This window comes from Streptomyces aurantiacus (genome assembly GCF_001418335.1).
Classification (GTDB): domain Bacteria; phylum Actinomycetota; class Actinomycetes; order Streptomycetales; family Streptomycetaceae; genus Streptomyces; species Streptomyces aurantiacus.
Map to the genome: position 1 here is coordinate 13,974 of NZ_LIPP01000122.1, position 24,904 is coordinate 38,877.

At 70.4% G+C, this 24,904-nt stretch carries 22 protein-coding genes; 10 read left to right on the top strand and 12 right to left on the bottom strand.

The features are described from left to right. Window positions 1-82: 82 nt before the first annotated feature. Entirely contained in the window at window positions 83-778 is a 696-nt protein-coding gene (locus AOK01_RS17610) for a nitroreductase (protein WP_079103493.1), read from the bottom strand. Between the two features lie 88 nt (window positions 779-866). On the opposite strand from AOK01_RS17610, the gene AOK01_RS17615 reads away from it, so the two are divergent. Then, window positions 867-1,349, top strand: a complete 483-nt coding sequence (locus AOK01_RS17615; protein WP_055512694.1) for a winged helix-turn-helix transcriptional regulator — start codon at window positions 867-869, stop codon at window positions 1,347-1,349. Window positions 1,350-1,457: 108 nt separating this feature from the next. On the opposite strand, the gene AOK01_RS17620 is transcribed toward AOK01_RS17615, so the two are convergent. Next, on the bottom strand, window positions 1,458-1,973 hold the full coding sequence (locus tag AOK01_RS17620; protein ID WP_055512696.1) for a DinB family protein: 516 nt from the start codon (window positions 1,971-1,973) through the stop codon (window positions 1,458-1,460). A gap of 751 nt (window positions 1,974-2,724) precedes the next feature. Here AOK01_RS17620 and AOK01_RS17625 point away from each other — a divergent pair. From AOK01_RS17625 to AOK01_RS17640, 4 genes are all read left to right on the top strand, one after another. Then, window positions 2,725-3,309 carry a TetR/AcrR family transcriptional regulator gene (locus AOK01_RS17625; protein WP_055512698.1) on the top strand — a complete coding sequence of 195 codons (585 nt, stop codon included), beginning with the start codon at window positions 2,725-2,727 and terminating at the stop codon, window positions 3,307-3,309. Window positions 3,310-3,551: 242 nt separating this feature from the next. Further along, a complete protein-coding gene (locus AOK01_RS17630) occupies window positions 3,552-4,142 on the top strand; it encodes a TetR/AcrR family transcriptional regulator (protein ID WP_055512701.1) in 591 nt (196 codons plus the stop codon). A 204-nt stretch (window positions 4,143-4,346) separates the two neighbouring features. After that, window positions 4,347-6,116: a CocE/NonD family hydrolase gene (locus AOK01_RS17635; protein ID WP_055512702.1), complete on the top strand. Its 1,770-nt coding sequence runs from the start codon at window positions 4,347-4,349 to the stop codon at window positions 6,114-6,116. Window positions 6,117-6,200: 84 nt separating this feature from the next. Then, window positions 6,201-7,595: an alpha/beta hydrolase family protein gene (locus tag AOK01_RS17640; protein ID WP_055512704.1), complete on the top strand. Its 1,395-nt coding sequence runs from the start codon at window positions 6,201-6,203 to the stop codon at window positions 7,593-7,595. Window positions 7,596-7,670: 75 nt separating this feature from the next. Here the strand turns inward: AOK01_RS17640 and AOK01_RS17645 are convergent, their stop codons facing one another. From AOK01_RS17645 to AOK01_RS17680, 8 genes are read right to left on the bottom strand one after another with little or no spacing between them, the layout of a single operon-like run. Further along, window positions 7,671-9,146, bottom strand: a complete 1,476-nt coding sequence (locus AOK01_RS17645) for an MDR family MFS transporter (RefSeq protein WP_213862111.1) — start codon at window positions 9,144-9,146, stop codon at window positions 7,671-7,673. After that, window positions 9,139-10,389 (bottom strand): 2-hydroxyacyl-CoA dehydratase family protein, encoded by a 1,251-nt coding sequence (locus AOK01_RS17650; RefSeq protein ID WP_055512708.1) that lies wholly within the window; start codon window positions 10,387-10,389, stop codon window positions 9,139-9,141. The genes AOK01_RS17645 and AOK01_RS17650 overlap by 8 nt, the downstream gene beginning before the upstream one ends. Further along, window positions 10,386-11,510: a 2-hydroxyacyl-CoA dehydratase family protein gene (locus tag AOK01_RS17655; protein WP_055512710.1), complete on the bottom strand. Its 1,125-nt coding sequence runs from the start codon at window positions 11,508-11,510 to the stop codon at window positions 10,386-10,388. Before AOK01_RS17655 ends, AOK01_RS17650 begins: the two co-directional genes overlap by 4 nt. Before the next feature lie 59 nt (window positions 11,511-11,569). Next, window positions 11,570-12,811 carry a CaiB/BaiF CoA transferase family protein gene (locus AOK01_RS17660; protein ID WP_055512713.1) on the bottom strand — a complete coding sequence of 414 codons (1,242 nt, stop codon included), beginning with the start codon at window positions 12,809-12,811 and terminating at the stop codon, window positions 11,570-11,572. Next, the gene (locus AOK01_RS17665; RefSeq protein WP_055512715.1) at window positions 12,808-13,950 is read right to left on the bottom strand and encodes a CapA family protein; all 1,143 of its coding nucleotides are present in this window, start codon (window positions 13,948-13,950) and stop codon (window positions 12,808-12,810) included. The genes AOK01_RS17660 and AOK01_RS17665 overlap by 4 nt, the downstream gene beginning before the upstream one ends. Next, window positions 13,947-14,747, bottom strand: coding sequence for an amino acid ABC transporter ATP-binding protein (locus AOK01_RS17670; protein WP_055512717.1), 801 nt, complete (start codon window positions 14,745-14,747; stop codon window positions 13,947-13,949). The genes AOK01_RS17665 and AOK01_RS17670 overlap by 4 nt, the downstream gene beginning before the upstream one ends. A gap of 13 nt (window positions 14,748-14,760) precedes the next feature. After that, a complete protein-coding gene (locus AOK01_RS17675) occupies window positions 14,761-15,684 on the bottom strand; it encodes an amino acid ABC transporter permease (RefSeq protein ID WP_198427963.1) in 924 nt (307 codons plus the stop codon). Between the two features lie 3 nt (window positions 15,685-15,687). After that, entirely contained in the window at window positions 15,688-16,611 is a 924-nt protein-coding gene (locus AOK01_RS17680; RefSeq protein WP_079103498.1) for a transporter substrate-binding domain-containing protein, read from the bottom strand. Window positions 16,612-16,748: 137 nt separating this feature from the next. On the opposite strand from AOK01_RS17680, the gene AOK01_RS17685 reads away from it, so the two are divergent. Beyond that, complete coding sequence (locus AOK01_RS17685) at window positions 16,749-17,756, top strand: PaaX family transcriptional regulator (protein WP_055512719.1); 1,008 nt, start codon at window positions 16,749-16,751, stop codon at window positions 17,754-17,756. A 33-nt stretch (window positions 17,757-17,789) separates the two neighbouring features. Here AOK01_RS17685 and AOK01_RS17690 read toward each other — a convergent pair whose 3' ends face one another. After that, window positions 17,790-18,251: a MarR family winged helix-turn-helix transcriptional regulator gene (locus AOK01_RS17690; protein WP_055512720.1), complete on the bottom strand. Its 462-nt coding sequence runs from the start codon at window positions 18,249-18,251 to the stop codon at window positions 17,790-17,792. 200 nt (window positions 18,252-18,451) lie between these two features. Here AOK01_RS17690 and AOK01_RS17695 point away from each other — a divergent pair, with 200 nt between their 5' ends. From AOK01_RS17695 to AOK01_RS17710, 4 genes are read left to right on the top strand one after another with little or no spacing between them, the layout of a single operon-like run. Further along, complete coding sequence (locus AOK01_RS17695; RefSeq protein WP_055512722.1) at window positions 18,452-19,363, top strand: SDR family oxidoreductase; 912 nt, start codon at window positions 18,452-18,454, stop codon at window positions 19,361-19,363. A gap of 16 nt (window positions 19,364-19,379) precedes the next feature. Beyond that, window positions 19,380-20,252 (top strand): amidohydrolase family protein, encoded by an 873-nt coding sequence (locus tag AOK01_RS17700; protein ID WP_157871349.1) that lies wholly within the window; start codon window positions 19,380-19,382, stop codon window positions 20,250-20,252. A gap of 11 nt (window positions 20,253-20,263) precedes the next feature. Further along, entirely contained in the window at window positions 20,264-21,793 is a 1,530-nt protein-coding gene (locus tag AOK01_RS17705) for an acyl-CoA synthetase (protein ID WP_055512726.1), read from the top strand. A 41-nt stretch (window positions 21,794-21,834) separates the two neighbouring features. Continuing rightward, window positions 21,835-22,293 carry a MaoC family dehydratase gene (locus AOK01_RS17710; RefSeq protein WP_055512728.1) on the top strand — a complete coding sequence of 153 codons (459 nt, stop codon included), beginning with the start codon at window positions 21,835-21,837 and terminating at the stop codon, window positions 22,291-22,293. 75 nt (window positions 22,294-22,368) lie between these two features. On the opposite strand, the gene AOK01_RS17715 is transcribed toward AOK01_RS17710, so the two are convergent. After that, window positions 22,369-24,876 (bottom strand): MGH1-like glycoside hydrolase domain-containing protein, encoded by a 2,508-nt coding sequence (locus tag AOK01_RS17715; RefSeq protein ID WP_079103495.1) that lies wholly within the window; start codon window positions 24,874-24,876, stop codon window positions 22,369-22,371. Window positions 24,877-24,904 lie beyond the last annotated feature (28 nt).

A 24,904-nucleotide genomic window follows, 5' to 3' on the forward strand; every position in this document is an offset into this window, starting at 1 on the left:
AGACGTAGAGGGGAGAGGGAGGGGGAGGGGGAGGACGGCGGTCGCTAGCCACGTTCTCGATGACCTGGTGACGTGCGCCGTCTCAGGCGGTGTGCCACGTGACGACGTTCTCCAGCTCTTCACGCGTGGTGCGGAACGCGTTGACCGGGTGGTCGTGGTCGGGGTAGCCGAAGGAGATGCCTGCCACCACTCGCCGGTTGTCCGGGATGTCGAAGTGGTCGCGGAGGAAGTCGGAGTAGGTGGCGAGGGCGGCTTGGGGCGCCGCGGCCACCCCGAGGCTCTGCGCGGCGAGCAGGAAGGAGTTGATGTAGAGGCCGCAGTCGACGGCGCCGTAGACGCCGAGGTCGGCTTCGGTGGTGATGATCGCGACGTGCGGTGCGTCGAACAGCTCGAAGTTCCGCAGCAGTTGCCGCAGGGTCCGCTCCTGGTCGCCCTTGGCGATACCGAGGCTTCCGTACAGCTGGAGGCCGCACTCGCGCCGGCGCTGCCGGTAGGCGCCGGTGTACTGCGCGGGGAACGGGAAGTCGGGCGAGGCCGGGTGGCTCTGGACGTGGGCCAGCAGTTCGGTGCGCAGCCGCTCGGTGGCGGCGCCTTCGGTGATGTGCAGGTGCCAAGGTTGGGTGTTGCACCACGAGGGCGTGCGCTGGGCCAGGCGCAGGAGTCGCTCGATGGTCGTCGCCGCGACGGGATCGGGCCGGAACTGGCGGCAGGTGAAGCGCTCGGTGAGGAGCCGGTTCAGTGCCTCGTGCAGGTCGGTGCCGATGCTGGTCGGGTTCAAGGGGACGCCTCCGCGAAGTGGTCTCGTTTCGAGACCGAACACTATCCGGAGTGGTCTCGTTTTGGAACTGCCGGGGTAGAGTTCTGGCGTGCGCTACGAAGACCTTGCCGACCTGCCGTGCTCGATCACGCGTCCGCTGGTGATCCTCGGCGACCGTTGGACGCTGCTGGTGCTGAAGGCGTCGTTCGCGGGCGTTCGCCGGTTCAACGAGTTTCAGAGCGCGCTGGGTATCTCCAGGAGTCGCTTGCAGGACCGCCTCGGGCGGCTGGTCGAGCACGGCATCCTGGACAGGCGGCAGGCGGCCGACGGCGCCCATGTGGAATACCGGTTGACGCGCAAGGGCCATGACATCTACCCGATCCTCATGGCGATCAGGGACTGGGGAGACGCCTACATGGCTCCCGACGGACCGCCCGCGCGCTACCGCCACCGTGACTGCACCGGCGAGGCACACGTCCAGCTCACCTGCGAGGCGTGCGGGACCGAGGTCACCGCACACGACATCACTCCGGAGCCAGGACCGGGCATCCTTTCCCACCTCGGCCGTCCGGGCGCCGAATTGGGCCAGTGACGGGTGACGGATCAGGCTCCGGCCGGCGCATGGACGCGCAACCGCACGAGGACCTGTGAAGCGTGTCGGCCTGGCTCCTCAGGGAAGGGCCCGTCTCGCGGAGCTGCGCTAGTAGTAGCCCTTCGTGCCGTCGAGCAGCTCCCGGACGATGTCCGCGTGCCCCGCGTGTCGCCCCGTCTCCTCGACGAGGTGGATCAGCATCCAGCGGAGGTTGGCGCTGCCGTCGCGGAAGTCGGGGTGGCGGCCGACGTCGTCCAGGCCGGCCGCGGCAACGACCTCGTCGCTGCGGGCGCACTGGGCCTCGTATTCCGCGAGGAGTTCCGCGAGGGGGCGGCCGTCGGTGTGCCAGTCGGCGTTCTTGCTCGACTCGTCGAATGCGGGGTTCTGCTTCTTGTCACCGCCGAGGAACAGCACTTCCAGCCATAGGTGCTCGGTCCAGCGCATGTGGGAGATGAGACCGGCCATCGTCATGGCGGGTGAGGTCGGGATGACCGCGCGGCGCGCGTCCTCGTCGCTCAGCCCTGCACATTTCCAGCGCAGGATCTGCCGCTGCAGGTCCAACCAGCCGATGAGCGCGGTGCGCTCGTCCGCTTGGCGTGGAGGGCGTTCCAGTTCCGATGACATGCCGGCGCACGCTACCAGGGCGGTCGGGAGGAGGTACCTGGATGACGGGCTCTTCCGCGATTCACGATTTTGGTCGCGGTTGGGGACATCGTCGGAGCGGCGCACACAGCGGCTGTGCCACCACGCGGTGAGCCGTCCCCCTCCCGGGCGCGGATCGGATCGCCACGACAGGATCAGAGACATCGGCCGATACCACTAGCACATGTGTCAACTGCGGCAGCAGACTGGCCAGTTCAACAGCGCACAGCCACAGGCTGCCTTCTCCGAAGCAGGGTGCCCCGCGGCCACACGCGACTGATATGAACCTACCTGAGCAACACCCCTGGTCCGGGCGGGACACAGTCGCCCTGTCACGGGCCAGCTGGTGGAGTTCGCCCCCGCACCGCGTACGGAGATGGCGGCCGGCTTCTGAAATTCAGATCGCTGCCTGGTCGCCACGCCATCCCAGGAGCCGTCGTCGCACCGAGCAGGAGGAGGGCACCGGCGGTGATCGCAGCGCGACGTGGGACAGGAAGTCGCACAGTAATTCCTTTCGAGTAACGGATGGAAAGCAAGCAGGCGCCCGGAAGTCCTCCTTGGTGATCGCACGCCGGGACGGGATGCGATTCACGGCTATGGCCGTGCTCAACGAAGGGGAACCGGTCTGCCCACCCCCCCTAGACGAGACAGAACGTTCGGTCTCACTCATTAAAGACAGATGATGCGTCACTGTCAAGACCGACCGTTCTACCGTTTGGTACGCTTGAGCACTATGAGTCGGAGTAAAGAGGGCGGCAGCACCTCGGAGGCACGCGCCCAGCTGCTCAACACGGCAACCCGGATCTTCTACGCCGAGGGAATCCACTCCGTCGGCATCGACCGGATCGTCGCGGAAGCACAGGGAACCCGGGCAACGCTGTACCGGCACTTCGCCAGCAAGGAAGACCTCGTCCTCGCCTACCTCGATCTGGCGGACCGGGGCATCCGCGGCCAGGTCGCCGTCGCGCAGGCCAGCAGCCAGTCGGCGCCCGACCAGGTGCGCGCCGTCGCCAAATCCATCACCGAAGGCATCCGGTCCCCCGGGTTCCGCGGCTGCGCCTTCCTCAACGCAGCGGCCGAATACCCCGACGCCACCCGCCCGATCCACCAAGCCGTCCTGGCTCACCGGCAATGGTTCCTGAACACCGTCACAGACCTGCTGGCACAAACGGCCGACGCACCCGCCGACACCGCCGGCCGGCACTTCGTCATGCTCCGGGACGGCGCCATGGCAGCCGGTTGCCTCTTCGACCCCGAGCTGATCTCCGAAACCTTCCTGCACGGCGTCGAAGGAATTCTTCAGGCACGCGCCAACTGACACTGCGGTTGTGTAACTGCCATCGTGGGCGACACTGCAGATCTCCTCAGGTCGCCGAGAGGAACTCTCAAGGGCCACATCCATGGACGATCAGGAGTGGTCTGCATGTATCGCCGACCTGTATGTAACGCTCACTATACCCCGAAGCGAGCAGGGCGCAAGCAACTCACGCCCACCCAAGTCCACCACTCCCCCCCTCGGCACTATCAAGACCGAACGTTCTATCTGCTACAATCCTTGGCATGGTGCGCAACGTATCCCCCGGCCGGCCGTCTGAAGCACGGTCCCGACTGCTCGACGCGGCCTGCCGGCTCTTCTACGAGGAAGGCATCCACTCCGTCGGCGTCGACCGCATCGTCACAGAGGCTCAGGTGACACGAGCGACCTTCTACCGCCACTTCCCCAGCAAGGAAGACCTCGTCGTCGCCTACCTGGACGAGGCTCACCAGGCCGAGCGCAGCCGGGCCGACACGGCCGTCGCCGGCGGACTTCCGGCCGCCGACACCGTCAGGGCACTCAGCAGATCCATCGCCCAGGGCATCCAGTCCCCCGACTATCGCGGGTGCGCATTCATCAACGCCGTCGCCGAGTACCCCGACTCCGACCACCCGGTACACCAGGCCGTACTCGCCCACCGCCAATGGTTCCTCGACACCGTCGCAGGCCTGCTGGCCCAAATCCGGGAAGCACCCGCCGAAGCCGCCGCACAACACTTCGTGATGATGCGCGACGGTGCCACGGCCGCCGGCTGCCTGTTCGACCCCGAAATGGTCTGCGAAACCTTCTTGCACGGAGTCGAAGGACTCCTGCGGACACACGCCACCACCCGCTGATCGGACGGGCGGACTCGACGCCGATCCCGAGCCGGTCACCCGTGCCGAAAGCAGAACCCTGCGGGTCGGCGCCCGCTTACGAAGCGTAGGAAAAATAGGCGACACTACCGTTGACGGTCGCCATCATTGAAGACCATCCTGTCCCAGGCGTGCGAGGAAGCCGCGACAGAGAGGTAGACAGTGAGACTGAAACGGTTGACGACTGTGCTCACGGCGTTGCTGGCCATCGCCACCGCCACTGCCGGAACACCGACCGCGGCCACCGCGAGCGAAAGAGTGTCGCGACCCGGCGAGTACGCCGGATACGCTCCCGTCCTCTACGACGAGTGGGTGCGCACCTCGCAGTACCTGCCCACCCGGGACGGCACCTGGCTTGCCGTCGACCTCTACCGTCCGGCCGTCGACGGCAAAGCGGTGGATCGGCCCTTCCCCGTCATCTGGGAGCACCAGCTCAGCAGGGCGTCGCGTGCCCCGGACGGATCGGTCAGCCTGCGTGGTGTCACCAGCGGGATGGCTGAACTCACCAAGTACGGCTACACGTTGGCGTACGTGGACCGCAGGGGCAACGGCGCCTCCTTCGGCACCATGACGGGTTATCACTCACGTACGGAGGCCGCCGACGCGTACGACGTCACCGAGTGGCTGGCCGCGCAGTCGTGGAGCGACGGTCAGGTCGGGGTGTTCGGCTGTTCCAACACGGGCGACGCCGCGATGCAGGCGGCGACCGTGGGGGCACCCCATCTCAAGGCCGTCTTCGCGGGCAACTACTCGTTCCACAAGTACGACGCCTTCCAGCGCGGAGGGATCCGGGCGAACTGGGGTGCCGGCCCCGCCCGCACCCGCGAGGAGGATCTGCGCAACCTGCCGGTCGACGCCGACAGCGGCGGCGCCCTGCTGCGTCGAGCGGTGGAGGAGCACCAGGCGAACACCTCCCTGCGGGACATGTGGCGGGCGGCCCCCTACCGGGACAGCCACGTCACCTCGGTCGGTACCCGGCCGTGGCGCGAGTACAGCGTCGCCACGTACAAGGAGGCGATCGAGCGCTCCGGTGTCCCCGTCTACAGCTTCGACGGCTGGGACGACGACTTCCGCAAGGAGACCCTGGTCAGTGCGGCGACTCTGACGAACCCGCACAAGGTTCTCGTCGGCCCGTGGCCGCACTGCGGGAGCGAGGGGTTCGACATCGTCGCCGAGCAGCACCGGTTCTTCGACCACTGGCTCAAGGGCATCGACAACGGGATCATGCAGGAGCCGCCGGTCCACTACTACACGGGCTCCTCCCACGGCACGGGACAGTGGCGCGACGCGGCGCAGTGGCCGCCGAACCCGCGTGCGCGGCAGACGCGTTACTACCTGGGCGGCGCCGCGAGCGGCACCGTCGGCTCGGTCAACGACGGCACGCTGGGCCGCTCCGGGCCGCCGCACAGGCGCGGCGGCGGTGACGCGTACACCGTCGACTACTCGGTGAGCTGCCCGGAGCCGGTCGGTCTGGCGCAGACCTGCCCGCAGGACGAGAAGGGGCTGACCTACACGACCGCGCCGCTGAAGGACGATGTCGAACTCACCGGCCATCCCGAGGTCTCGCTGCACCTGTCGTCCTCCGCACCCGACGGCAACGTCTTCGCCTATCTCTCCGACGTCGCCCCGGACGGCACCGTGCGCATCCTCACCGACGGCCGGCTCCGCCTGGCTCTGCGCAGCACACAGCGGGCGCCCTACGACGTGCTCGGCACGCCGTGGCACCGCGGCGACGCGCGGGACGCCGAACCGATGCCCGCGGGCCGGGCCGAGCGCGTCGACTTCGACATGCTGCCCCTCTCGTCGGTGGTGTCCGCCGGGCACCGGCTGCGGGTCACGATCACCGGGGCCGACGTACGGGAGAGCAACCGCACCGAAGTGAGCCCGGCCCCCGTGTACACGGTGCACCGCGAGCCCGCGCGGGCGTCGTCGATCACCCTCCCGGTCGTGCGGTGAACTCCGGCGGGACGACGGCGTTCACCGCACGACATGCCCCATGCCCCCGTATGGAAAATCACCACGCCGAAGAGGAGAACCACGATGGCAAGAGGGCTGCGTAACGCCGCCGCCGTGTGTCTGGCGACAGCCGGGGTGGCGGCGCTCGCCGCCCCGGCCGCGGGAGCCGCCGCGCGCGGCACCGGACCGTGCCCCGCCGGAAGCCCCGCCGGGGTGACCTGCGCCGGCGGTGAACTGGCCGACGGCACGCCCTACCGGTTCGTGGTCCCCGACCACTGGAACGGCACCGTGATCGTCGACCTGGACTTCGCCGGCCGCGCGCCCGGCGAGCCGCTGACCGCGGAACTCACCGACCGCGGTTACGCGGTCGGTGGCACCACCCGCGACGTCACGGGCTGGCGCATCGCCGCCGCCATCGACAACCAGGCATCGGCACTCGAACGGTTCGAGGAGGCCGTCGGCCACCCCCGGTGGGCCATCGCCTCGGGACGCTCGATGGGCGGGTTCGTCTCGGCGGGCGTCGCGCAGGTCCACCCGGACGCCTTCGACGCCGCGGTTCCCTTCTGCGGTGGCCTCGGCGGCTCCGTCGGGCAGTGGAATCAGAAACTGGACACCGTCTTCACCCTCAAGGAACTGCTCTTCGCCGGCAGCCCACTGCCCGTCACGAAGATCCCGGCGGACACCCAACAGGCCACCCGCGACTGGCAGTCGGCGCTCGGCACGGCCCAGGCGGCCCCGGCGGGCCGGGCCCGGATCGCGCTGGCCGCGGCGATCGGGCAGTTGCCGGGCTGGGGTCAGGACGCCGCGGGCGGCGCGACGCCCATGCCCGCCCCCGGCGACACGGACGCGATCCAGGAGGGCATGTACCTCACACTCGCCGGCGGCTTCCAGCCGTACATCGGCCAGTCGATGAGCAGCCGGCGGTCCATCGAGACGCTGGCGGGCGGCAACCCGTCGTGGAACACGGGTGTCGACTACGCCCGGCAGTTCTCCGCGGCGAGCGCGGAGCAGCAGCGGACGGTCCGGGAGCTGTACTCCCGCGCGGGCCTCGACCTGCGTGCGGACCTGCGGACCCTGGCCCGGGCGCCGAGGATCACGGCCGACCCGTCCGCGGTGACGTACCTGGAGAAGGGCATCGTCTTCGACGGCGACCTGAAGATCCCGGTGCTCACGGTCAACGCGATCGGCGATCAGATCTCCACCGTCGCCCAGCAGCAGTCCTACGGAGCAGCGGTGCACAAGGCCGGGAAGACGGCGCTGCTGCGGCAGAGTTACGTACGGACGGTCGGGCACTGCACCTTCACGACCGGGGAACAGGTCGCGGCGATCACGGTGATGGCGAAGCGGCTGACCACCGGGCGCTGGTCCGACACGGCCACCGCGGGCAACCTGAACCGGCTCACCGCGGCGGCCGGCGAAGACCACGGCCGCTACCTGCACTACCAGCCGCCGGTCTTCAACCGCCCCTACGTCGGCTGACGTCGGCCGACCTTCGTGGATCGCACAGGGCCTGCCGGACGAGCGTCCGGCAGGGCCCTGTGCGGTCCGGTACGGCTACCCGCGCGGGTCGAGCGGGGTCTCGCGGACCAGCAGCACGGCGGCGAGGGCGGCCGCCGCGAGCGGTACGGCCACGAGGAAGACGGATGCCAGCCCCGCCGTGTAGGAGGCCCGTACGGAGTCGGCGACCTGGGCGGGCAGCGCGGCGACGGCCTCGGGAGTGCCGAGCAGTGCGCGCGAGTCCTGGCCCGGCGGCAGACCGGAGCGCAGCCGGGCCGAGATCATCGCGCCGAAGGCGGCCACGCCGACGGCCCCGCCCAGGGTGCGGCTGAAGGTGGCCACCGCTCCCGCCACCCCGACGTCGCAGGCGTCGACGGCGTTCTGTGCGACCAGCACCAGCACCTGCTGCGTCAGCCCGGTACCCAGGCCCAGTACGGCCATGGCACCGGCGAGCCACCACGGGGAGGTGTCCGGGGCGATCGGCGACAGCAGGACGGCGCCGACCGTCACCAGGGCGCAGCCGACCACGGGGAAGACCTTCCAGTGACCGGTTCTGTTGATGAGGTATCCGGACAGCGCCGACGCGGTGATCATCGTGCCGACCTGAGGCAGCATCAGCAGGCCCGCCGAGGTTGCGTCGTGGCCCCGGACCACCTGGAGGTACTGGGGCAGATAGATGACGCCGCCGAACATGACCGCGCCGACCAGGAAGCTCGTCGCGCACGCCACGGCGAGGCCGGGTCGGGCGAACAGCCTGGGCGGCAGGATCGGGTCGGCGGCACGCCGCTCGTGCCGCACGCAAGCCACCGCGAGCAGGAGCACACCACCGCCGAGCGCGAACGTGGGCCGGGAGGACCACGGCCAGGCACTGCCGCCCGCCGACAGCAGCACGACGAGGCCCGAGGTACCGGCCGCGAGCAGCGCGCCGCCGAGGACGTCGACACCGCCGAGGGGTGTCTTGGGGACGTGGTGCGGTGCGAGCCGGACCAGGAGCGCGGCGACCAGGGCCACGGGTATCACGCCGAGGAAGCACCAGCGCCAGCCGAGGCCGGGCAGGCCGACGAACAGCCCGCCGATGAGCGGTCCGGCGACCGAGGCGGTACCGAACGCCACCCCGAACCAGCCGGTGTAGAGCCCTCGTTGCCTGGCCGGCACCAGTGAGGCGACGAGGGCGTTGGTGAGCGCGAGGATGCCGCCGGCTCCCGCGCCCTGGAAGGCGCGTCCGGCGATGAGCACGCTCATCGCCGGTGCGCAGCCCGCCAGCAGGGAACCGGCCACGAACACGCCGAGGGCGGCCAGGAGCAGGGGTCGGGGCCCTCTGCGGTCGGCGGCCTTGCCCCACAGCGGGGCGGCCACGGTCATGGTGAGCAGGGCGGCGCTCGCCACCCACGGCACCTGGTCCTGGCCGCCCAGTTCGCCGGCGATCGTCGGCAGGGCGATGCCGACGATCGTGTTGGTGAGGGAGCCGACGAACAGCGCGGCGAGGGCGCCGGAGAGCACCGCCCGCATCGAGGGCGCCGCCGGGTCAGTCACCGGCGTGGACACGCCGTTCGAGCCAGTCGCCGACGGTGCGGGTGAGGGCGTCGCCGTCGGCGCTGCGCGCGTCCACGTTGTCGGCGTGCAGTTCGAGTACCGGGATTCCGGCGGCTTCCAGCGCGCGGGTGGTGAAGTAGCTGCCCCGCGCGTCCTCGGAGACCAGGTGCACGACCCCGTCGACGCCGTGGTGGCGTGCCTCCTTCACGTACCACTCCGCCGACCAGGGCGGGGTGTACAGCTGGTCGGAGAAGGCGGCGAAGCGGGCGGCGAGGGCACGCAGCGGGTCGCCGCCGTAGCGCAGGTAGCCGTCGGCCGCGATGGCGAGGTACATGGACCAGACGAAGACCGCGCCGTGGCTCTCCTCGAAGCGGCGGTAGAAGTCGAGGTCGAACCAGAGTCCGCGGCCGATCCACATCAGCCGGGCCCGTTCACCTGGGCAGACGGCGGTGCCCGCGGACACACGTTCGGCCACCTCGTCGTGGAAGGCGCGGGCGGCGTCGCGCGCCCAGACGGTGCCGCGGTGCCACTGCGGGATCATCACGCTGGGGATGCTGTCGTTGACCGGCAGGGGGCAGGGGCGGGCGCGGGCGATCAGGTCGCGGGTGCGGCGGTTCCACTCCTGCTGTTCGTTGACGAGGTCCATGACCTCGGCGAAGCGGGTCTCGGAGAAGACCCGTCCGGTGGTCTGCTCCAGGAACCTGATGAGCCCTTCGAGTTCGCCGGTCATCAGGTCCAGTCGGTCGCTGCCGACGGCCTGTTCCCAGTCGCGCGGCATCAGTTCCCACCAGCGCGTCGGGACGTCGTTCTCCGCGGCGCTCTCCAGCGGGTAGAAGGAGACGCCGGGCTGGGTGTCCCAGATGTCGAAGATCTTGCGGGACACGTCGCCCGTGGTCTCCGCGAGCACGATGGTGGGCCGGGGCAGGCCGCCCCAGGGCGCGTCGGCCGGGTCGGGGTCGAAGGCGGAGGCCAGCGGGATGGAGCTGTACTGCTCGCTGTCGTCGGGGTAACCGCGCTCAGCCAGGAGGCCGAGGTAGTCCTGGGCGCGTCGTTTGGCCGTGACGATCGAGGACCACCACTGGTTGACGACGTACGGGATGCCCATCGTGCGGAAGATCTCCTGCGGGGCGTCGGCGTTGACCAGCGCGAGGTCCCCGCCTTGGGCCGCTTCCTTCCTGAGGTCGGCGAACCACTGCCGCTGGTAGGCGGTCGCCGCCGACGCGGAGGCGAGTCGGGCGTTCACCGGGCCACCGCCGCGTGCGGGCGCAGCCCCGTCAGTGCCTGGACGGCCTCGTCGTCCAGGGCGCCGTACGGCTGCCGGCTCAGCAGGACGGACGGCAGTCCGGTCGCCGCCCGTTGGGCCGGGTAGTCCCAGCGTGGGGCGTCGTCGTGCACCCGGGCGTAGCAGACCAGGGCCTCGGCGCCGCAGTCCTGTGCCGCCCGCCGGGTGTGCTCGGCGCGGTCGCGGATCGACGCGCGGGGTGCGGTGGGCCCGTTGTACTGGTAGCGCTCGGCGAGCGCGTCCTCGGTCGGGGCCGCGGTCCGGCGCAGCGACAGCAGGTCGCCCCAGTCGTGGTCCTCGCCGACGACGAGCAGGCCCGCGTCCTCCAGGGCCGTGTAGACGTGGGCGGTGTCGTGCGGGCTTCCGGTGACGAACACGCGGTGTCCTTCGTGCTCGGGCAGGAGGTCCGCCTCGGTGAGCAGTTCTTCGAGCAGTGCGGTGGCGCGGTCGGCGGGCAGTGCCGTCGTCGCGGCGACGACGGACAGCGCCTGGGCGCCGGTGAGTCGCGCGGGGCGCAGCCGGCGCAGTGCGGCGACCCGGGTGAGCAGGTCGCGCAGCCGCTCGTGGACGGCGATCGCGTCGGCGAGTGCGGCGTCGTCGATCGACCGTCCTGCCCAGGTCTCGACGGTGGCACGCAACTGGCGGAGTTTGGCGCGCACATAGCGGGTGGTCGTGCGGTGCGGCAGGTGCAGTACGTCGACCAGGTGCACCGGCGGCAGCGCCGAGGCCAGGTCCACGCGCCGCAGTTCGCGCAGTGCGTAGAACAGCCGCAGGGACGCCTCGCAGTCCCGGGAGACGACGATGCCGTCCAGTGGTCCGAAGTCGTGGTCGAGCAGGCGGGTGAGGACGGAGCGCGCGACGGGGTCGAGGCCGGTTCCGAGGTACCGGTCGCCTGCCGTGCTCGGGGTGCCGGGGCTGCCGGACAGGCGCAGGGGCAGCAGGCCCGCCGCGGTGATGTACTCGACGGGGACGTCGGCGCCGACGTAGCCGATCACTGCGCCGTGGTGGCGTGCTCGCCAGTCGTCGGCGGCCGTGCGGCGGTCGGTGCCGTGGGAGGTGAGCTGCGCGAGGGCAGCGGACATGGGGGTGCCTCCAGGTGGTGCGGGGTGTGCGGTGGAACGACGGCCGGGGTGCGGCGGGATCAGATCACCGACTCGGCGGCCAGTTCAGCGATGTCCTCGGCGCTGTAGCCGAGCTTTTCGCGGTACACCGCGTCGTTGTGCTCGCCGAGCGCCGGGGCGGGCCGGTCGAAGCCCGCGCGTGCGGCGGAGAACCGGATGGGGACGCCGGTGGTGGAGAGTCCCTCGACGGGGCCGTGCGTGGGGTGGATCACCGGTACGACCTCCTCGCGCTCCCGCACGAGCGGGTCCCGTACGGCGTCCCGGGGCTCGCGCACCTCGGCGGCGGGCACGCCCTCCGCGGTGAACGCGCTGATCGCCTCGGCGGTGGGGCGGACGCTGCTCCACTCCCGTATCAGGGCGTGGATCTCGTCCGCGTGGCGGACCCGCTGGTCGCGGCTGTGGAAGCGGGCGTCGTCGATCAGGTCGGGGCGGCCGACGGCGCGCAGCACGCCGTGGGCGAAGGCGTCGGTGGGCGCGGACAGGGCGAGGTGGCCGTCGGCGGTCGGCAGGATGCCGAAGGGGGCGAGGCGGGGCACCATCGCGCCGGTGCGTTGCGGCATGCCGACCGCCTCGAAGGCGTCGAAGGGCTCGCACGCGACCAGGGACGTGAGTGCCCCGAGCATCGATACGTCGACGTGCTGGCCCTCGCCGGTCTGGTCGGCCTGCATGAGGGCCGACAGGGTGCCGATGACCGCGTACAGCGGGGCGAGCATGTCGCCGACGGGCAGGCCGAAGCGTACCGGTCCCTCGTCCGGCTCCCCCGCGGTGAGCATGACGCCGGACAGGGCCTGGATGATGGAGTCCATGGCCTTGCCGGAGCCGGGTCCGCCCTGGCTGCCGAATCCGGTGATGGACGTGTAGACGAGGCGTGGGTTGAGGGCGTGGACGGCGGCGTAGTCGATGCCGAGGCGTCCGGTGACGCCGGGGGTGTAGTTCTCCACGAGGATGTCGGCGTCGCGTACGAGGTCCGCGAAGACCCGCTGGGAGCGTTCGTCCTTGAGGTTGAGGGTGACGCTGAGCTTGTTGCGTCCGCGGGCGAGCATCGAGACGGACATGTCGTCGGGGCCGCGCCGGGTCACGGAGAGCCCCTCGCCACCGCCCACGTAGGGCGCGTTGTTGCGTGAGGAGTCGCCGCCGGTGGCCGGGTTCTCGACCTTGATGACGGTGGCGCCGAGTCCTGCGAGCAGCAGGGTCGCGTAGGGGCCGGCCAGCGCGGTGGTCAGGTCGATGACGGTCCGTCCGGCCAGTGGCTGGTCGCTCATGATGCCCTCTCGGTGTTCAGCTCGATCAGTACACGGCCGTCGTCGCGGACGAACCGGCCGTTGAGGCCCGCGGCGCGGGTGATGTGCTCGATGTAGTCGGTGACCCGTCGGCCCTCCTCGGTGTCGCCGCAGGGCACCGGGCGTCCCCGGTCGTCGATCCAGCAGGGTTCGAAGCCCGCCTGGACGAGTCCTTCGCCGTCGAAGCGGCAGACGGCGATCGCGGTGTTGCGGCTCTCCGGGTGGAAGGGGTAGGCGGGCATGTCCGGGTCGGGGGCGAAGCCGTACAGCTCCTTGCGCCGGTGGGCCCAGCGCGTCAGCTCGGCGCTGGAGCGGCTGGTCGCGTCCGGGGTCAGCGCGCGGGTGACGGTGACGAAGTTGCCGAGGCCGTGGAAGATCGGGCGGCCCCGGTAGGTCTCGATGCCCCGCATGATGTGGGCGTGGTGGCCGAAGACGGCGTCGGCGCCGGCGTCGATGGCGGCACGGGCCACCGGTGACTCGTACATGGCGACGGCGGCGGGGGTGTGGCCGACGCCCTTGTGGAGTCCGACGAGGACGACGTCGGCCCGCTCGCGCAGGCGTGCCACGTCGGCCTGGAGGCCGGCCAGGCTGTCCGGGTCGGCGAAGGTGTAAATCTTCGGTGGGCCGCCGGGACTGGCGTGGTCGAGCTCGTAGTGGGTGAGGACGTGGACGTAGGCGCAGCCCGCCTTGCGCGAGGTGGCCCAGGACTCGCGCGGGCCCACGCAGTTGTAGGAGAGCACGCCGACGCGCAGCCCGCCGCGTTCGACGACGGCGGGCGTTCGGGCCTCGTCGAGGTCGGCGCCTGCTCCGGCGGTGGCCAGGCCGGCCCGGTGGGCGTGCGCGACGGTGTCGGCGACGCCGGTGTCGCCCGCGTCGTAGATGTGGTTGCCGGCCAGCGTGACGATGTCGAAGCCGGCCTCGGCAAGCGCGGTGAGGGCCGCCGGGTCGGCGGGCGGCGCGGGGACGTCGGTGCTCTGCTGGACGGTGGTGGTGGAGTGCGGGACCTCGACGTGCCCGATGGTGACGTCCGCGGCGCGGAGCAGGTGTGCCGAGGGGGCCAGGAACGAGGCGGGGTCGGGCTCGTCGAGAATGAGGTCCCCGACCGAGGCAACGGTGATCACGAGACGTGCTCCTGAGGGGTGGCGAGGCTGTCGCGGTGGCGGGCGAGGAACGACCGCAGGCGCGTGGTGCGGGGGTTGGTGAACATGTCGTCGGGCCTGCCGCTCTCGACGATGCGGCCGGCCTCCATGAAGACGCAGCGGTCGGCGACCTCGCGGGCGAAGGCGATCTCGTGGGTCACCACGACCATGGTCATGCCCTCGGCGGCCAACTGCCGCATGACGGCGAGCACTTCGTCGACCAGTTCCGGGTCGAGGGCGCTGGTGGGCTCGTCGAAGAGCATGACGCGGGGCCGGGCGGCGACGGCCCGGGCGATCGCGACCCGCTGCTGCTGGCCGCCGGAGAGCTGGCGCGGGTAGTGGTCGGCGCGGTCGGCGAGGCCGACCCGTTCGAGCAGTTCGCGGGCTTCGGCCTCCGCCTCCTGCCGGGGTCTGCCGTGGACGCGTACCGGAGCTTCGGTGATGTTCCTGAGCACCGTGAAGTGCGGGATGAGGTGGAACTGCTGGAAGACCATGCTCATCCGGCTGCGTTGCGCGGCCACCCGGCGGGTGCCGAGGGGTCGCAGGGCGCCGCGGTGCCGTTCGTGGCCGAGGAGTTCGTCATCCAGGTAGATCGCGCCGGAGTCGATGGTCTCCAGCTGGTGCACGCACCGGATCAGGGTCGACTTGCCGGACCCCGAGGGCCCGATGACCGTGACGACCTCTCCGTCGGCGACGTCGAGGTCCACTCCGTCGAGGGCGACGTGGTCGCCGAAGTTCTTGCGGATGCCCCGCACACGCAGGGCGGGTTCACCGGTCATGCGGACACTCCGTTCATACGGACACCCCGTGAGAGGTCTTCTTCGGGCGGCGGGTGAGGCCGCCGGTGGTGTGGCCCCGGGAGAAGTGCCGTTCGAGCCAGCGCTGTCCGATGGTGAACAGGGTGACGACGGCCAGGTACCAGAGGCAGGCCACGATGAGCATGGGAACGATCTCGTAGGTGCGGTTGTAGACGACCTGCACCGAGTGCAGCAGGTCGGCCATGGCGATCACCGAGACCAGCGCGGTTCCCTTGAGGACGCTGATGAACTGGCTGCCTCCCGGCGGGATGATCACGCGCATCGCCTGCGGAAGCACGACGCGGAAGAAGGTCTGGCCAGGCGTGAAACCCATCGCGCGGGCCGCGTCGCGCTGTCCCTGCTCCACGCCCAGCAGCCCGCCGCGGATGATCTCCGCCAGGTACGCGGACTCGACCAGCGACAGCCCGATGACGGCGGCTGTCACCGGCGTGATCACCTCGTTGGCGTCCCAGGAGGCGAACTCCGGACCGAAGGGGATGCCGAGGGAGATGCGTGGGACGAGATAGGCGAGGTTGAACCAGAAGATGAGCTGCACCAGCGGCGGGATGCCGCGGAACACGCCGATGTAGAGCGTGGCCGCCCAGCGGACCGGCGGGAACTGCGACATCTGCGCCGCCGCCAGCAGTGCTCCGAGGACGGAGCCGATGACGGTGGCCGCGACGGCGAGCCACACCGTGGTGCCGAGCCCGGAGAGCACCGACGGATCGAAGAGGTACTCCCCGACCACGTCCCACTCCAGGCGCGGGTTGGTCACCAGGAAGTGGACGAGCAGTACGGCGACGACCGCGAGCACCGTACCGGCCACCACCCGCCAGGGCCGTACGCGCCGCCTGGACAGGGCGACGTCGTCGGTCTTCGGACCGGTGGGACGTTCCGTCAGGGAGAGGGGTCCGGCCACGGTTCAGCTCTCTTTACTGGCGATGTTCAGGGTGGGCTTGTCGACCATCACGTCCTTCAGTCCCGAGTCCTCCATAATGCGTCGGTACTCACCGTTGTCGACGAGCGCCTGGAAGGCCTTCTGGATCACCGGGCCGAGCCCGCTCTTCTTGGGCACGAGGAGAGCGAGGTTGTCGGTGGTGGCGCCCTGCTCCTCGGTCTGGGAGACGTAGCCGTACTTGTCCGACTGGGTCTTGGTGACGTCGATGGCGGCGGCCTGGGTCATCCCGGCGGCGTCGGCGCGGCCGGACTGCGCGGCCAGCAGGGTGGCGTTGGTGTCGTCGAGCCCGATCGCCCGCGCCGGCTGCTTGCCCTGGTCGGCGCAGAACTTGGACAGCTTGGCCAGCTGGCCCTCCACGATGCTCGCCTTGACCACGGCGACCTTCTTGCCGCACAGGTCGGCGGCGGAGGTGACCTCGGTCTTGGAGGACTTCGGCACGACGTAGGACGTGCGGCTGGTCATCCAGGTGATGGTGTCGAACTGGCGCTCGCGTTCGGCCGTGGCCTGCACCGGCCCGTTGAAGCCCTCGTAGCGCCCGCTGAGCATGCCCTGGAGCGCCGCGGGGAGATTGTTCACGATCTTGATCTCGGTGCGTACTCCGAGCACCTGCCCGAGCGCCTTCTGCAGGTCCTTGTCGATGCCCGTCACGGAACCGTCGGCGCCGACCGAGCGGAAGGGCGGGTGCGAGTCACCCGCGAACCGCAGGACGCCGGAGTCCTTGACCGCCTTCGGCAGGGCGTCGTGGAGCGCGGGCACCTTGGAAACGGACGGGGCGGCGGCGCCCTCCGTCTCGGACGCGCCACAGCCCGCGAGGGCCAGCGCGGAGATGAAGGCGGTGGTGAGAGTGCCATATGTTCGCCACTGTCGGTGGCCTCGAAAGTCACGCATGAAGGTGTTCCCTTGCATGGGGAGAGATCCGCGTCATTGTCGGTATCGATGGCGAGCGTCGCACGAGGTGTCGCCTATAGCAAGGGTCGTGCCATACTTCGATTCGCCGCGATGATCACCGAGGGGACTGAGGTGCCATGGGAAAGGGCCTGCCGAAAGCCGATCTGCCCCGGGCACAGAACGGGGCGGAGCCCCAACTCCTGCTGACGTCCCTGCTGGGTGACTTCTGGTACTGGCGCGACGAACACATCCCCGCGACGGCCCTGGTGAGACTGCTCGCCGACTTCGACGTGACGTCGGACGGCGCCAGGGCGGCGATGCGCCGGCTGGTGACCCGCGGACTGCTGGACTCCTCCCGCAGCGGACGCACGACGGCGTACGGGATCCCGGCCCGCACCTCCGAGGTGATCGTCGAACGCACGCACCACATGCTGACGTTCGGCACCACGGCGCCCCAGTGGGACGGACAGTGGACGGTGGTCGCCTTCTCCGTCCCCGAGCAGGACCGCGGCCTGCGGACCACGCTGCGTTCACGGCTGCGGCTGCTGGGGTTCGCCGCGCTCTACGACGGCGTATGGGTGTCGCCCCACTCTCTCGGCGCGGAGGCGCAGTCCCTGCTGCGCGACCTCGGAATCGACACGGCGACCGTGCTGCGCTGCACCGAGGTGCCCGGCGGGGCCCGGCAGGGCGACCCGGTCTCGGCGTTCGACCTGACGTCGCTGACCCTGGAGTACCACGCCTTCACCGAACGCTACGAGACGGTGCTCGACAGCCTGGACGCCGGCCTCATAAGCCCGGCCCAGGCGCTGCGCACGCGCACCGAACTGCGCGTGGCCTGGCGGCGTTTCCCGGAGACCGACCCGGACCTGCCGGCCGAACTGCTGCCGTCGGACTGGGACCGGCCTCGCGCCCAGCAGGTCTTCCTGCAGATCTACGACCGCCTGGGACCGCTGGCCGAGCTCCGGTTCCGGCAGATCCTTGCCACGGTCTCACCCGAACTGGCCGAACTGGCGTCCCATCACGACTCCACCGCCATCGCCGAGCTCTACGCCTCACTGGGCGACCGCAGGGCGCACGGAGACACCCCCTTCGAACAGGCCGCGCGGGCTCGCCGGCTGGACGAGGTGACCCGCTCCAAGTCGTGACACGGGGGCCGCCCCACGGCACCCCCGCACACGTCAGGCCAGCGCGCGATGCGCGCTCTTCAGGGCAGCACGGAAACGCTCGACGTCGGCGGGCCGGAGACCCTCCACCATGCGCTCTTCCAGGCTGCGGGCCGGCTCGGCGTAGTCGGCGAGCAGCCGGCGTCCGGCGTCGGCCAGCAGGATGACCTTCTCCCGCCGATTACGCGGGTGGGGCTCACGCCGGATGAACTCACGGCTCTCCAGTGCGCGGACCATGTCCGCCATCGACTGCGCCGTGACGAACGAGGCCCGGGCCAACTGGGCGGCGGACACGCCGTCATGGCGCTCCAGCACGGTCAGCGCCGTGTACTGCAGGGCGGTGACCCCGGCGGGCTTGAGCAGTTCCTCCAGGCGCGCGCGCACGACGAGTTCGGTCCGCTTGAGCAGATAGAGCAGGGACGGCCCCGCATCAGTCCCCTCCCCGGTGTCCACCGCGGGCTCCGTCGCTTGCGTCATCCCCGTGCCTCCACTGACAGCCGCTCCATGTCTCACAACCCACCACCCTAAGTCATTGACAGGATTCCTGTCGGAAGAGAACACTGAGTCCAACCGACAGGATTCCTGTCGATCTCTGTCGATCCATCGCAGTGGTGGCCCGGCCCGCATCACCGCCCATCAGCCCATCAGTCATCAGCCCATCAGGAAGAGGCACAGCCATGGATCTGCAAGGCAAGGTCGCGGTCGTCACCGGAAGCGGGCGGGGACTGGGACTCGCGTACGCCCGCGCCCTGGCCGCGGCGGGTGCCGCCGTCGTGGTCAACGACATCGACGCCGACGTGGCCGACGCCGCGGTCCGTGCCATCACCGCGGACGGCGGCAAGGCCGTCGGCGTCGTGGCGGCCGTGGGCGACAGCGAGGCCGCCGAGCAGCTCACCGAAGCGGCGGTACGGGAGTTCGGCCGCCTGGACGTCCTCGTCACCAACGCCGGCATCCTCCGCGACCGGGTGCTGTGGAAGATGACGGACGACGACTTCGACTCCGTCGTCAAGGTCCACCTGCGCGGCACCTTCACCTGCGCCCGGGCCGCCGCGGTGCGCATGCGCGAGCAGGGAGAGGGCGGGCGGCTGATACTCATCTCCTCCCCCGCCGGCCAGCGCGGCAACTTCGGCCAGACCAACTACGCCGCCGCCAAGGCCGGCATCGTGGCGATGGCCCGTACCTGGGCACTGGAACTGGCCCGGGCGGGCATCACCGTGAACGCGGTCGTCCCCGTCGCGGCCACCGCGATGACCAAGACCATCCCCGCCTTCGCGCCGGCCATCGAGGAGGCCGAACGCACCGGCGCTCCCCTGCCGGACTGGCTGCGCAAGGACGAGGGCCTCGGCACCGTCGACGACGTGGCGGGCCTGATCACCTTCCTCGCCTCCGACACCGCCAAGGACGTCACGGGCCAGGCCATCGGCATCGGCGGCGACCGGCTGGCCCTGTGGGCCCACCCCACGGAGACGGCGGTCGCCTTCGCCGACGGCGGCTGGAGCGCCGACGCGATCGGCGAGCGGTGGCACGACGGCGTCGGGGCCGAACCCCAGACGTACGGCATCCCGGCTCCCAAGGCACCGGAGGCCTGACATGAGCGACCCGGTCATCGATGTCGACGCCCTGACCGCCATCGACATGCACACCCACGCGGAGATCTCCCGGACCGGCCACGGCGCACTGAGCCCGGAACTCTTCGGGGCCTCCGCGGAGTACTTCAAGGCACACGCCCACCGGCAGCCGACCATCGACGAGATGGCCGCGTACTACCGGGAACGACGCATGGCGGCGGTGGTCTTCACCGTGGACGCGGAGCACGCCACCGGCCATCCACGGATCGCCAACGAGGAGGTCGCCGAGAGCTGCGCCGCCCACGCCGACGTGCTGATCCCGTTCGCCAGTGTCGACCCGCACAAGGGTCGTGCGGGCGTCCGCGAGGCCCGCCGCCTGGTGACGGAGCACGGGGTGCGCGGCTTCAAGTTCCACCCCAGCATCCAGGCGTTCTCGCCGGACGACCGGATGGCATACCCGCTCTACGAGGCGATCGAGGAACTCGGCGTGCCCGCGCTGTTCCACACCGGGCAGACCGGGATCGGCGCCGGTGTGCCCGGGGGCGGCGGCATCCGGCTGAGGTACTCCAACCCCATGCTCGTCGACGACGTGGCCGTGGACTTCCCCGAACTGCGCATCATCCTGGCGCACCCCTCCTTCCCCTGGCAGGACGAGGCCCTGGCCGTCGCCACGCACAAGCCGTACGTGCACATCGACCTGTCGGGCTGGTCACCGAAGTACTTCCCGCCGCAACTGGTGCGGTACGCCAACACGCTGCTCAAGGACAAGGTGCTCTTCGGTTCGGACTATCCCGTCATCACCCCCGACCGCTGGCTCGCCGACTTCGAGCGGCTCGACATCAAGCCCGAGGTCCGGCCGAAGATCCTGAAGGACAACGCCGCCCGTCTGCTCGGCCTGGTCAAGGGCTGAGGGGGCAGGCCGTGTTGAACCAAGGCATCGGCTCCTGGCCGGCCCGCCGGGCCCGCAAGACACCGGATCGTACGGCGCTGGTCCACCGGGACACCGAGATCACCTACCGTGCGTTGCACGAGCGGGTCCTGCGCCTGTCGCACGCGCTGCGCGCCCTGGGGGTCGCCGGCGGCGACCGCGTCGCCCACCTGGGCCCCAACCATCCGGCCTTCCTGGAGACGCTGTTCGCCGCCGGCGTCCTCGGTGCCGTGTTCGTACCGCTCAACACCCGGCTGGCCGCGCCCGAGTTGGCGTACAACCTCAGCGACTCGGGCAGTACGGTGCTGGTGCACGGTGCCGAACAGGCCGGGACGGCCGCGGTGGCCGCCGCGGACTCCGGCGTCCGGCACCGCGTCACGCTCGGCGCGGCCGTCGACGGGACCCTCGGCTACGAGGACCTGCTGGCCGGCAGCAGTACCGAGCCGCTGGACGAGGCCGTCGCCCCGGACGCCCCCTGCGTCATCATGTACACCTCCGGGACCACGGGCCGCCCCAAGGGCGCCGTCCTCTCACACGCCAACATCACCTGGAACAGCGTCAACGTCCTCGTCGACACCGACCTGACCGGTGACGAGGTCACCCTCGTCGTCGCCCCGCTGTTCCACACCGCGGGACTCAACATGACCTGCCTGCCGACCCTGCTCAAGGGCGGCCGGGTCGTGCTCCTTGAGGCCTTCGACGCGGGTGCCGTGCTGGAGGTCGTCGAGCGCAGGCGCGTGACGTACATGTTCGGCGTGCCCACGATGTACGACGCGATGGCCGTCCACCCGCGCTGGGAGACGGCCGACCTGTCCAGCCTGCGCTCCGTGAGCTGCGGCGGTGCTCCGGTGCCGGCGCGCACCATCGACCGCTACCTCGCGCGCGGCCTGGCCTTCAGCCAGGGGTACGGCCTGACCGAGGCGTCCCCCGGCGTCCTGTTCCTGGACCGGGAGCAGACCTCGGCCAAGGCGGGTTCGGCGGGCGTGCCGCACTTCTTCACCGACACCCGGGTGACCCTCGCCGACGGCGGCGCCGCCGGGCCCGGGCAACGCGGCGAGATCCTCGTCCAGGGGCCCAACGTCATGTCCGGCTACTGGGGCCGCCCCGAGGACACCGCGGCCGCCTTCTCCGACGACGGGTGGCTGCGCACCGGCGACGTCGCCCGCACGGACGAGGACGGCTACGCGTACATCGTCGACCGGGTCAAGGACATGTTCGTATCCGGCGGGGAGAACGTGTACCCGGCCGAGGTGGAGGACGCCCTCCTGAGTCATCCGGCCGTCCGTGAGTGCGCGGTCGTCGGAGTGCCGGACGACGTCTGGGGCGAGGTGGGCCACGCCGTCGTCGTCCTGGCGGCCGGTGGCCGCGCCGACGGCCCGGAGATCCTCGCGCACCTGGAGGGCCGACTGGCCAAGTACAAGATCCCGAAGACCGTCGCGTTCGCCGAGGACCTGCCCCGGACAGCCTCCGGCAAGATCATCAAGCCGGCCGTGCGCGAGGCCCACCGGGCCGCCTCCACCTGACCGACACCCTCGCCCCTCAACTCCATGGAAAGGCAGCATCCGTGACCACCACCGCCCAGAGCCTCGAAGACCTCGTCTCCCTCGCCGGCCGCGACCTCGGCCGTACCGACTGGCTGGAGATCACGCAGGAGCGTGTGAACACCTTCGCCGACGCCACCGACGACCACCAGTGGATCCACACCGATCCGGAGAGGGCCGAGCAGGGGCCCTTCGGCGGGCCCATCGCCCACGGCTATCTCACCCTGTCACTGATCATCCCGATGTTCGGCGACCTCCTGGAGATCTCCGGCGTCTCCATGAGCGTCAACTACGGCCTGGAGAAGGTCCGTTTTCCGAGCCCCGTGCCGGTCGGCGCGAAGATCCGCCTGCACGGAACGGTCGGCTCCGTCGAGGAGGTCAAGGGCAACGGTGTCCAGATGGCTCTGACCTTCACCGTCGAGGTGGAGGGCAGCGAGAAGCCCGCCTGCGTGGCACAGGCCGTGTACCGGCACTACGCCTGACCGGCGCCGGGACGGCGCACGCCGACGGACGCCCCCTCGGGCCGGCCGTCAGCCGCAGCCTTCGTGGGTACACGGTCAGTCGGCCTGTGCCCGGACGACGACACTGCTCGTGAACTGCTGCTTCCCCCTGCCCCGCGAGGAGACGAGCAGGCGCAGGGGCTGTGGCACGTCCCGGGGCAGGTCAGTGGGCGCGGTGACCAGCCAGAGTGTGCGCAGTGTCCTGCCCGCGGCAAGGGCGGTGGGGCGGGTTCTGCGCGTGGGTACGGCCTTCCAGCCGGTGGGCACAAGCAGTTCCGGAGTGGCGGTGACGACCGTGGCGGCCTCCGCTGTCACCGTTGCGGCGATCCGCACCGCCTTGCCCGGCTCCACGGAGACAAGGCCGTCCGACGGTGTCCCGATGGCAAGGGTGAGCCGGGGGTCCTGCGTCCGCCACGACTGCCAGGCGGTGACTCCCACGGCACCGCCCGCAGTGCGTGTGGCGGTCAGCCTGAGGGTGGTGGTCGTGACGGCCGACCGCAGCCGGATCCGGTTCAGGGTTCCTCGGCTCGGGACCTGCGGGGTGCGCTCCTGGCCGGGCAGAGGATGCCAGCTGCCGCCCTCGTCGAGATATTCGAGTTCGAAGGTGTCAGGAGTGCGGACACCGCCGCCGTCGTCGTAGAAGGCGATCCGCAGGTCGGACACGGGTGTGGGGACACCGAAGTCCACGGTCAGCCGGTCGCCGGCGTTGGGGCTGCCGTAGTTGGTCCACCGCGACGACGGTGTGTCGATGTGGAGGTCTTGTCCGTCGATGGCCTTGGCCGGACTGTCGAGGGGAAATGTGTAGGAGGCTCGTGCGAGGGGGTAGCCCGTCTGGTCGACGTTCGCCAGGTCGTCGACCTCATGGGGAAGGATCTGCTGCACGGCGTTGCCGATGGTGAGCGTCACCGGCTTCAGGTCCGCCTGACGATGTATCTGCCCGCCGTCGAGCCACACGGTCAGACCGGTCCCGTGTCCGTAGTGTCGGCCGGTGCGGTCGAAGACCACGCTGAGGTTGTGTCCGTGGTAGGGGAGGTTCTCCACGGCGAAGTGGTCCCAGTCCTGCGGCACCAGCGGCGCGACGGTGACGGTGGCGTCGGGCTGGGAACGGATGCCGAGCAGCCCGGAGAGGACCAGATCGTTGAAGGTGGAGTGGTTGTAGTCCTCACTGTGCCCGCGGCCGTCGTAGATCCAGCGGTCCTCGTCGGGGTGGTGCGCCTCGGCGACGTACGGTTGGCCGTTCTTGCGGTGGGTCAGGGCGTAGGCACGGAGCGCGGTGTAGTAGCCCGTGCGGTCGACGTAGGACTGAGCGGGGTAGTCGATGAGGAGGTTGGCCAGGGCGGTGAGGGTCTGGCTGGTGGCGAACGGCCAGCTCGGGCCGTTCCAGCGGCAGCAGCCGTCCAGTGCCTGATGCATGAACCACGGGCTGCGCCGCTCGACCGTGGTGAGGCCGAAAGGCGCCAGGAACCCGTCAGGATCGCCCAGTTGCGCCCATGCCGCCGCGTTCTCCGCCGGTGCCATGTGGAAGTACCACGGAACGAAGCCGATCTCCTCGCGGTCGGCGATCTTGTGCCGTTGGGGATTGCCGTCGCGCATGACGTGCTTGTAGAACTTGCCCTCCTCGTCCCACAACCAGCGCTCCTGGTTCGTCCGGAGGGCACGGGCGCGCTCGTCGTAGCGGTCGGCCTTTGCGGCGTCGCCTCGTTGGCCGCGGCGCCGCAGGAGCGCGGCGATCGCCTTGGCGTCGCCGTACTGGTAGGCGTTGAGGGTGGGGCGAAACCCGTCCCCGCCGTGGTACGGGTCGTCGCTCTGGTAGGAGCTCGCGGTGTACTCCATCGCGTCCCACACCGGTGTCTGCCAGTAGAGGCCGACCGTGTCGTCGAACTGCGGGGCCCATCTCTCCCATTGACGTTCCAGTACGTCCAGCAGGCCCAGGGCGTGGTCCCACCTGCCGTCCGTCGACGCGCGAGCCATGACGGCGTCCGCGATCCAGAAGGAGTACTGGTGGGCCCAGTCGGTGGTGTTCTTGTTGAGGTTGTCCGTGGCCGGTTTGGGCCCTGAGCCGCTGCCGCGCAGCCAGTAGCCGACGTAGTCGTCGAGGTAGCGGTAGTCGCGCAGCCAGCGCGCCTCGCGGATGTGGTGGGCGGCGGCGGCGACGATCCCGCCGTGCGGCGCGGAGTAGCCGACCGGCCCCAGGAACTCCGAGAGGATCCACCCGTCCTGGGATCCGGTGTACTTCAGCGCGTGCTTGATCACGCGCCAGCGGTAGTAGTAGGTGTCCCGTATCGCGGCGTCGGGCAGGTCGACGAAGGGGATGTTCGCCTCGTACCACTCGGCTTCCGGCAGGTCCCCCAGCAGCGCCTCGTGGTCGAGAAAAGCCGTTCCGGGACCCACGTCCGGATAGACCGCAGACGTGATCGACCCCTTGCCGGCCGCGTGCGCTGTTCCTGGCGGGCTGCCCGGCGCGCCCGCGCGTGCGGCCGCGCTGGGCGATACGGCTCCGCTCACGGCCACCGCACCGAGGGCCGCAGCGCCGCTGTGGAGAAGTCGCCGACGATCAAGGGCCATGCGCGTACTCCCTCTGCTGAAACGAAGT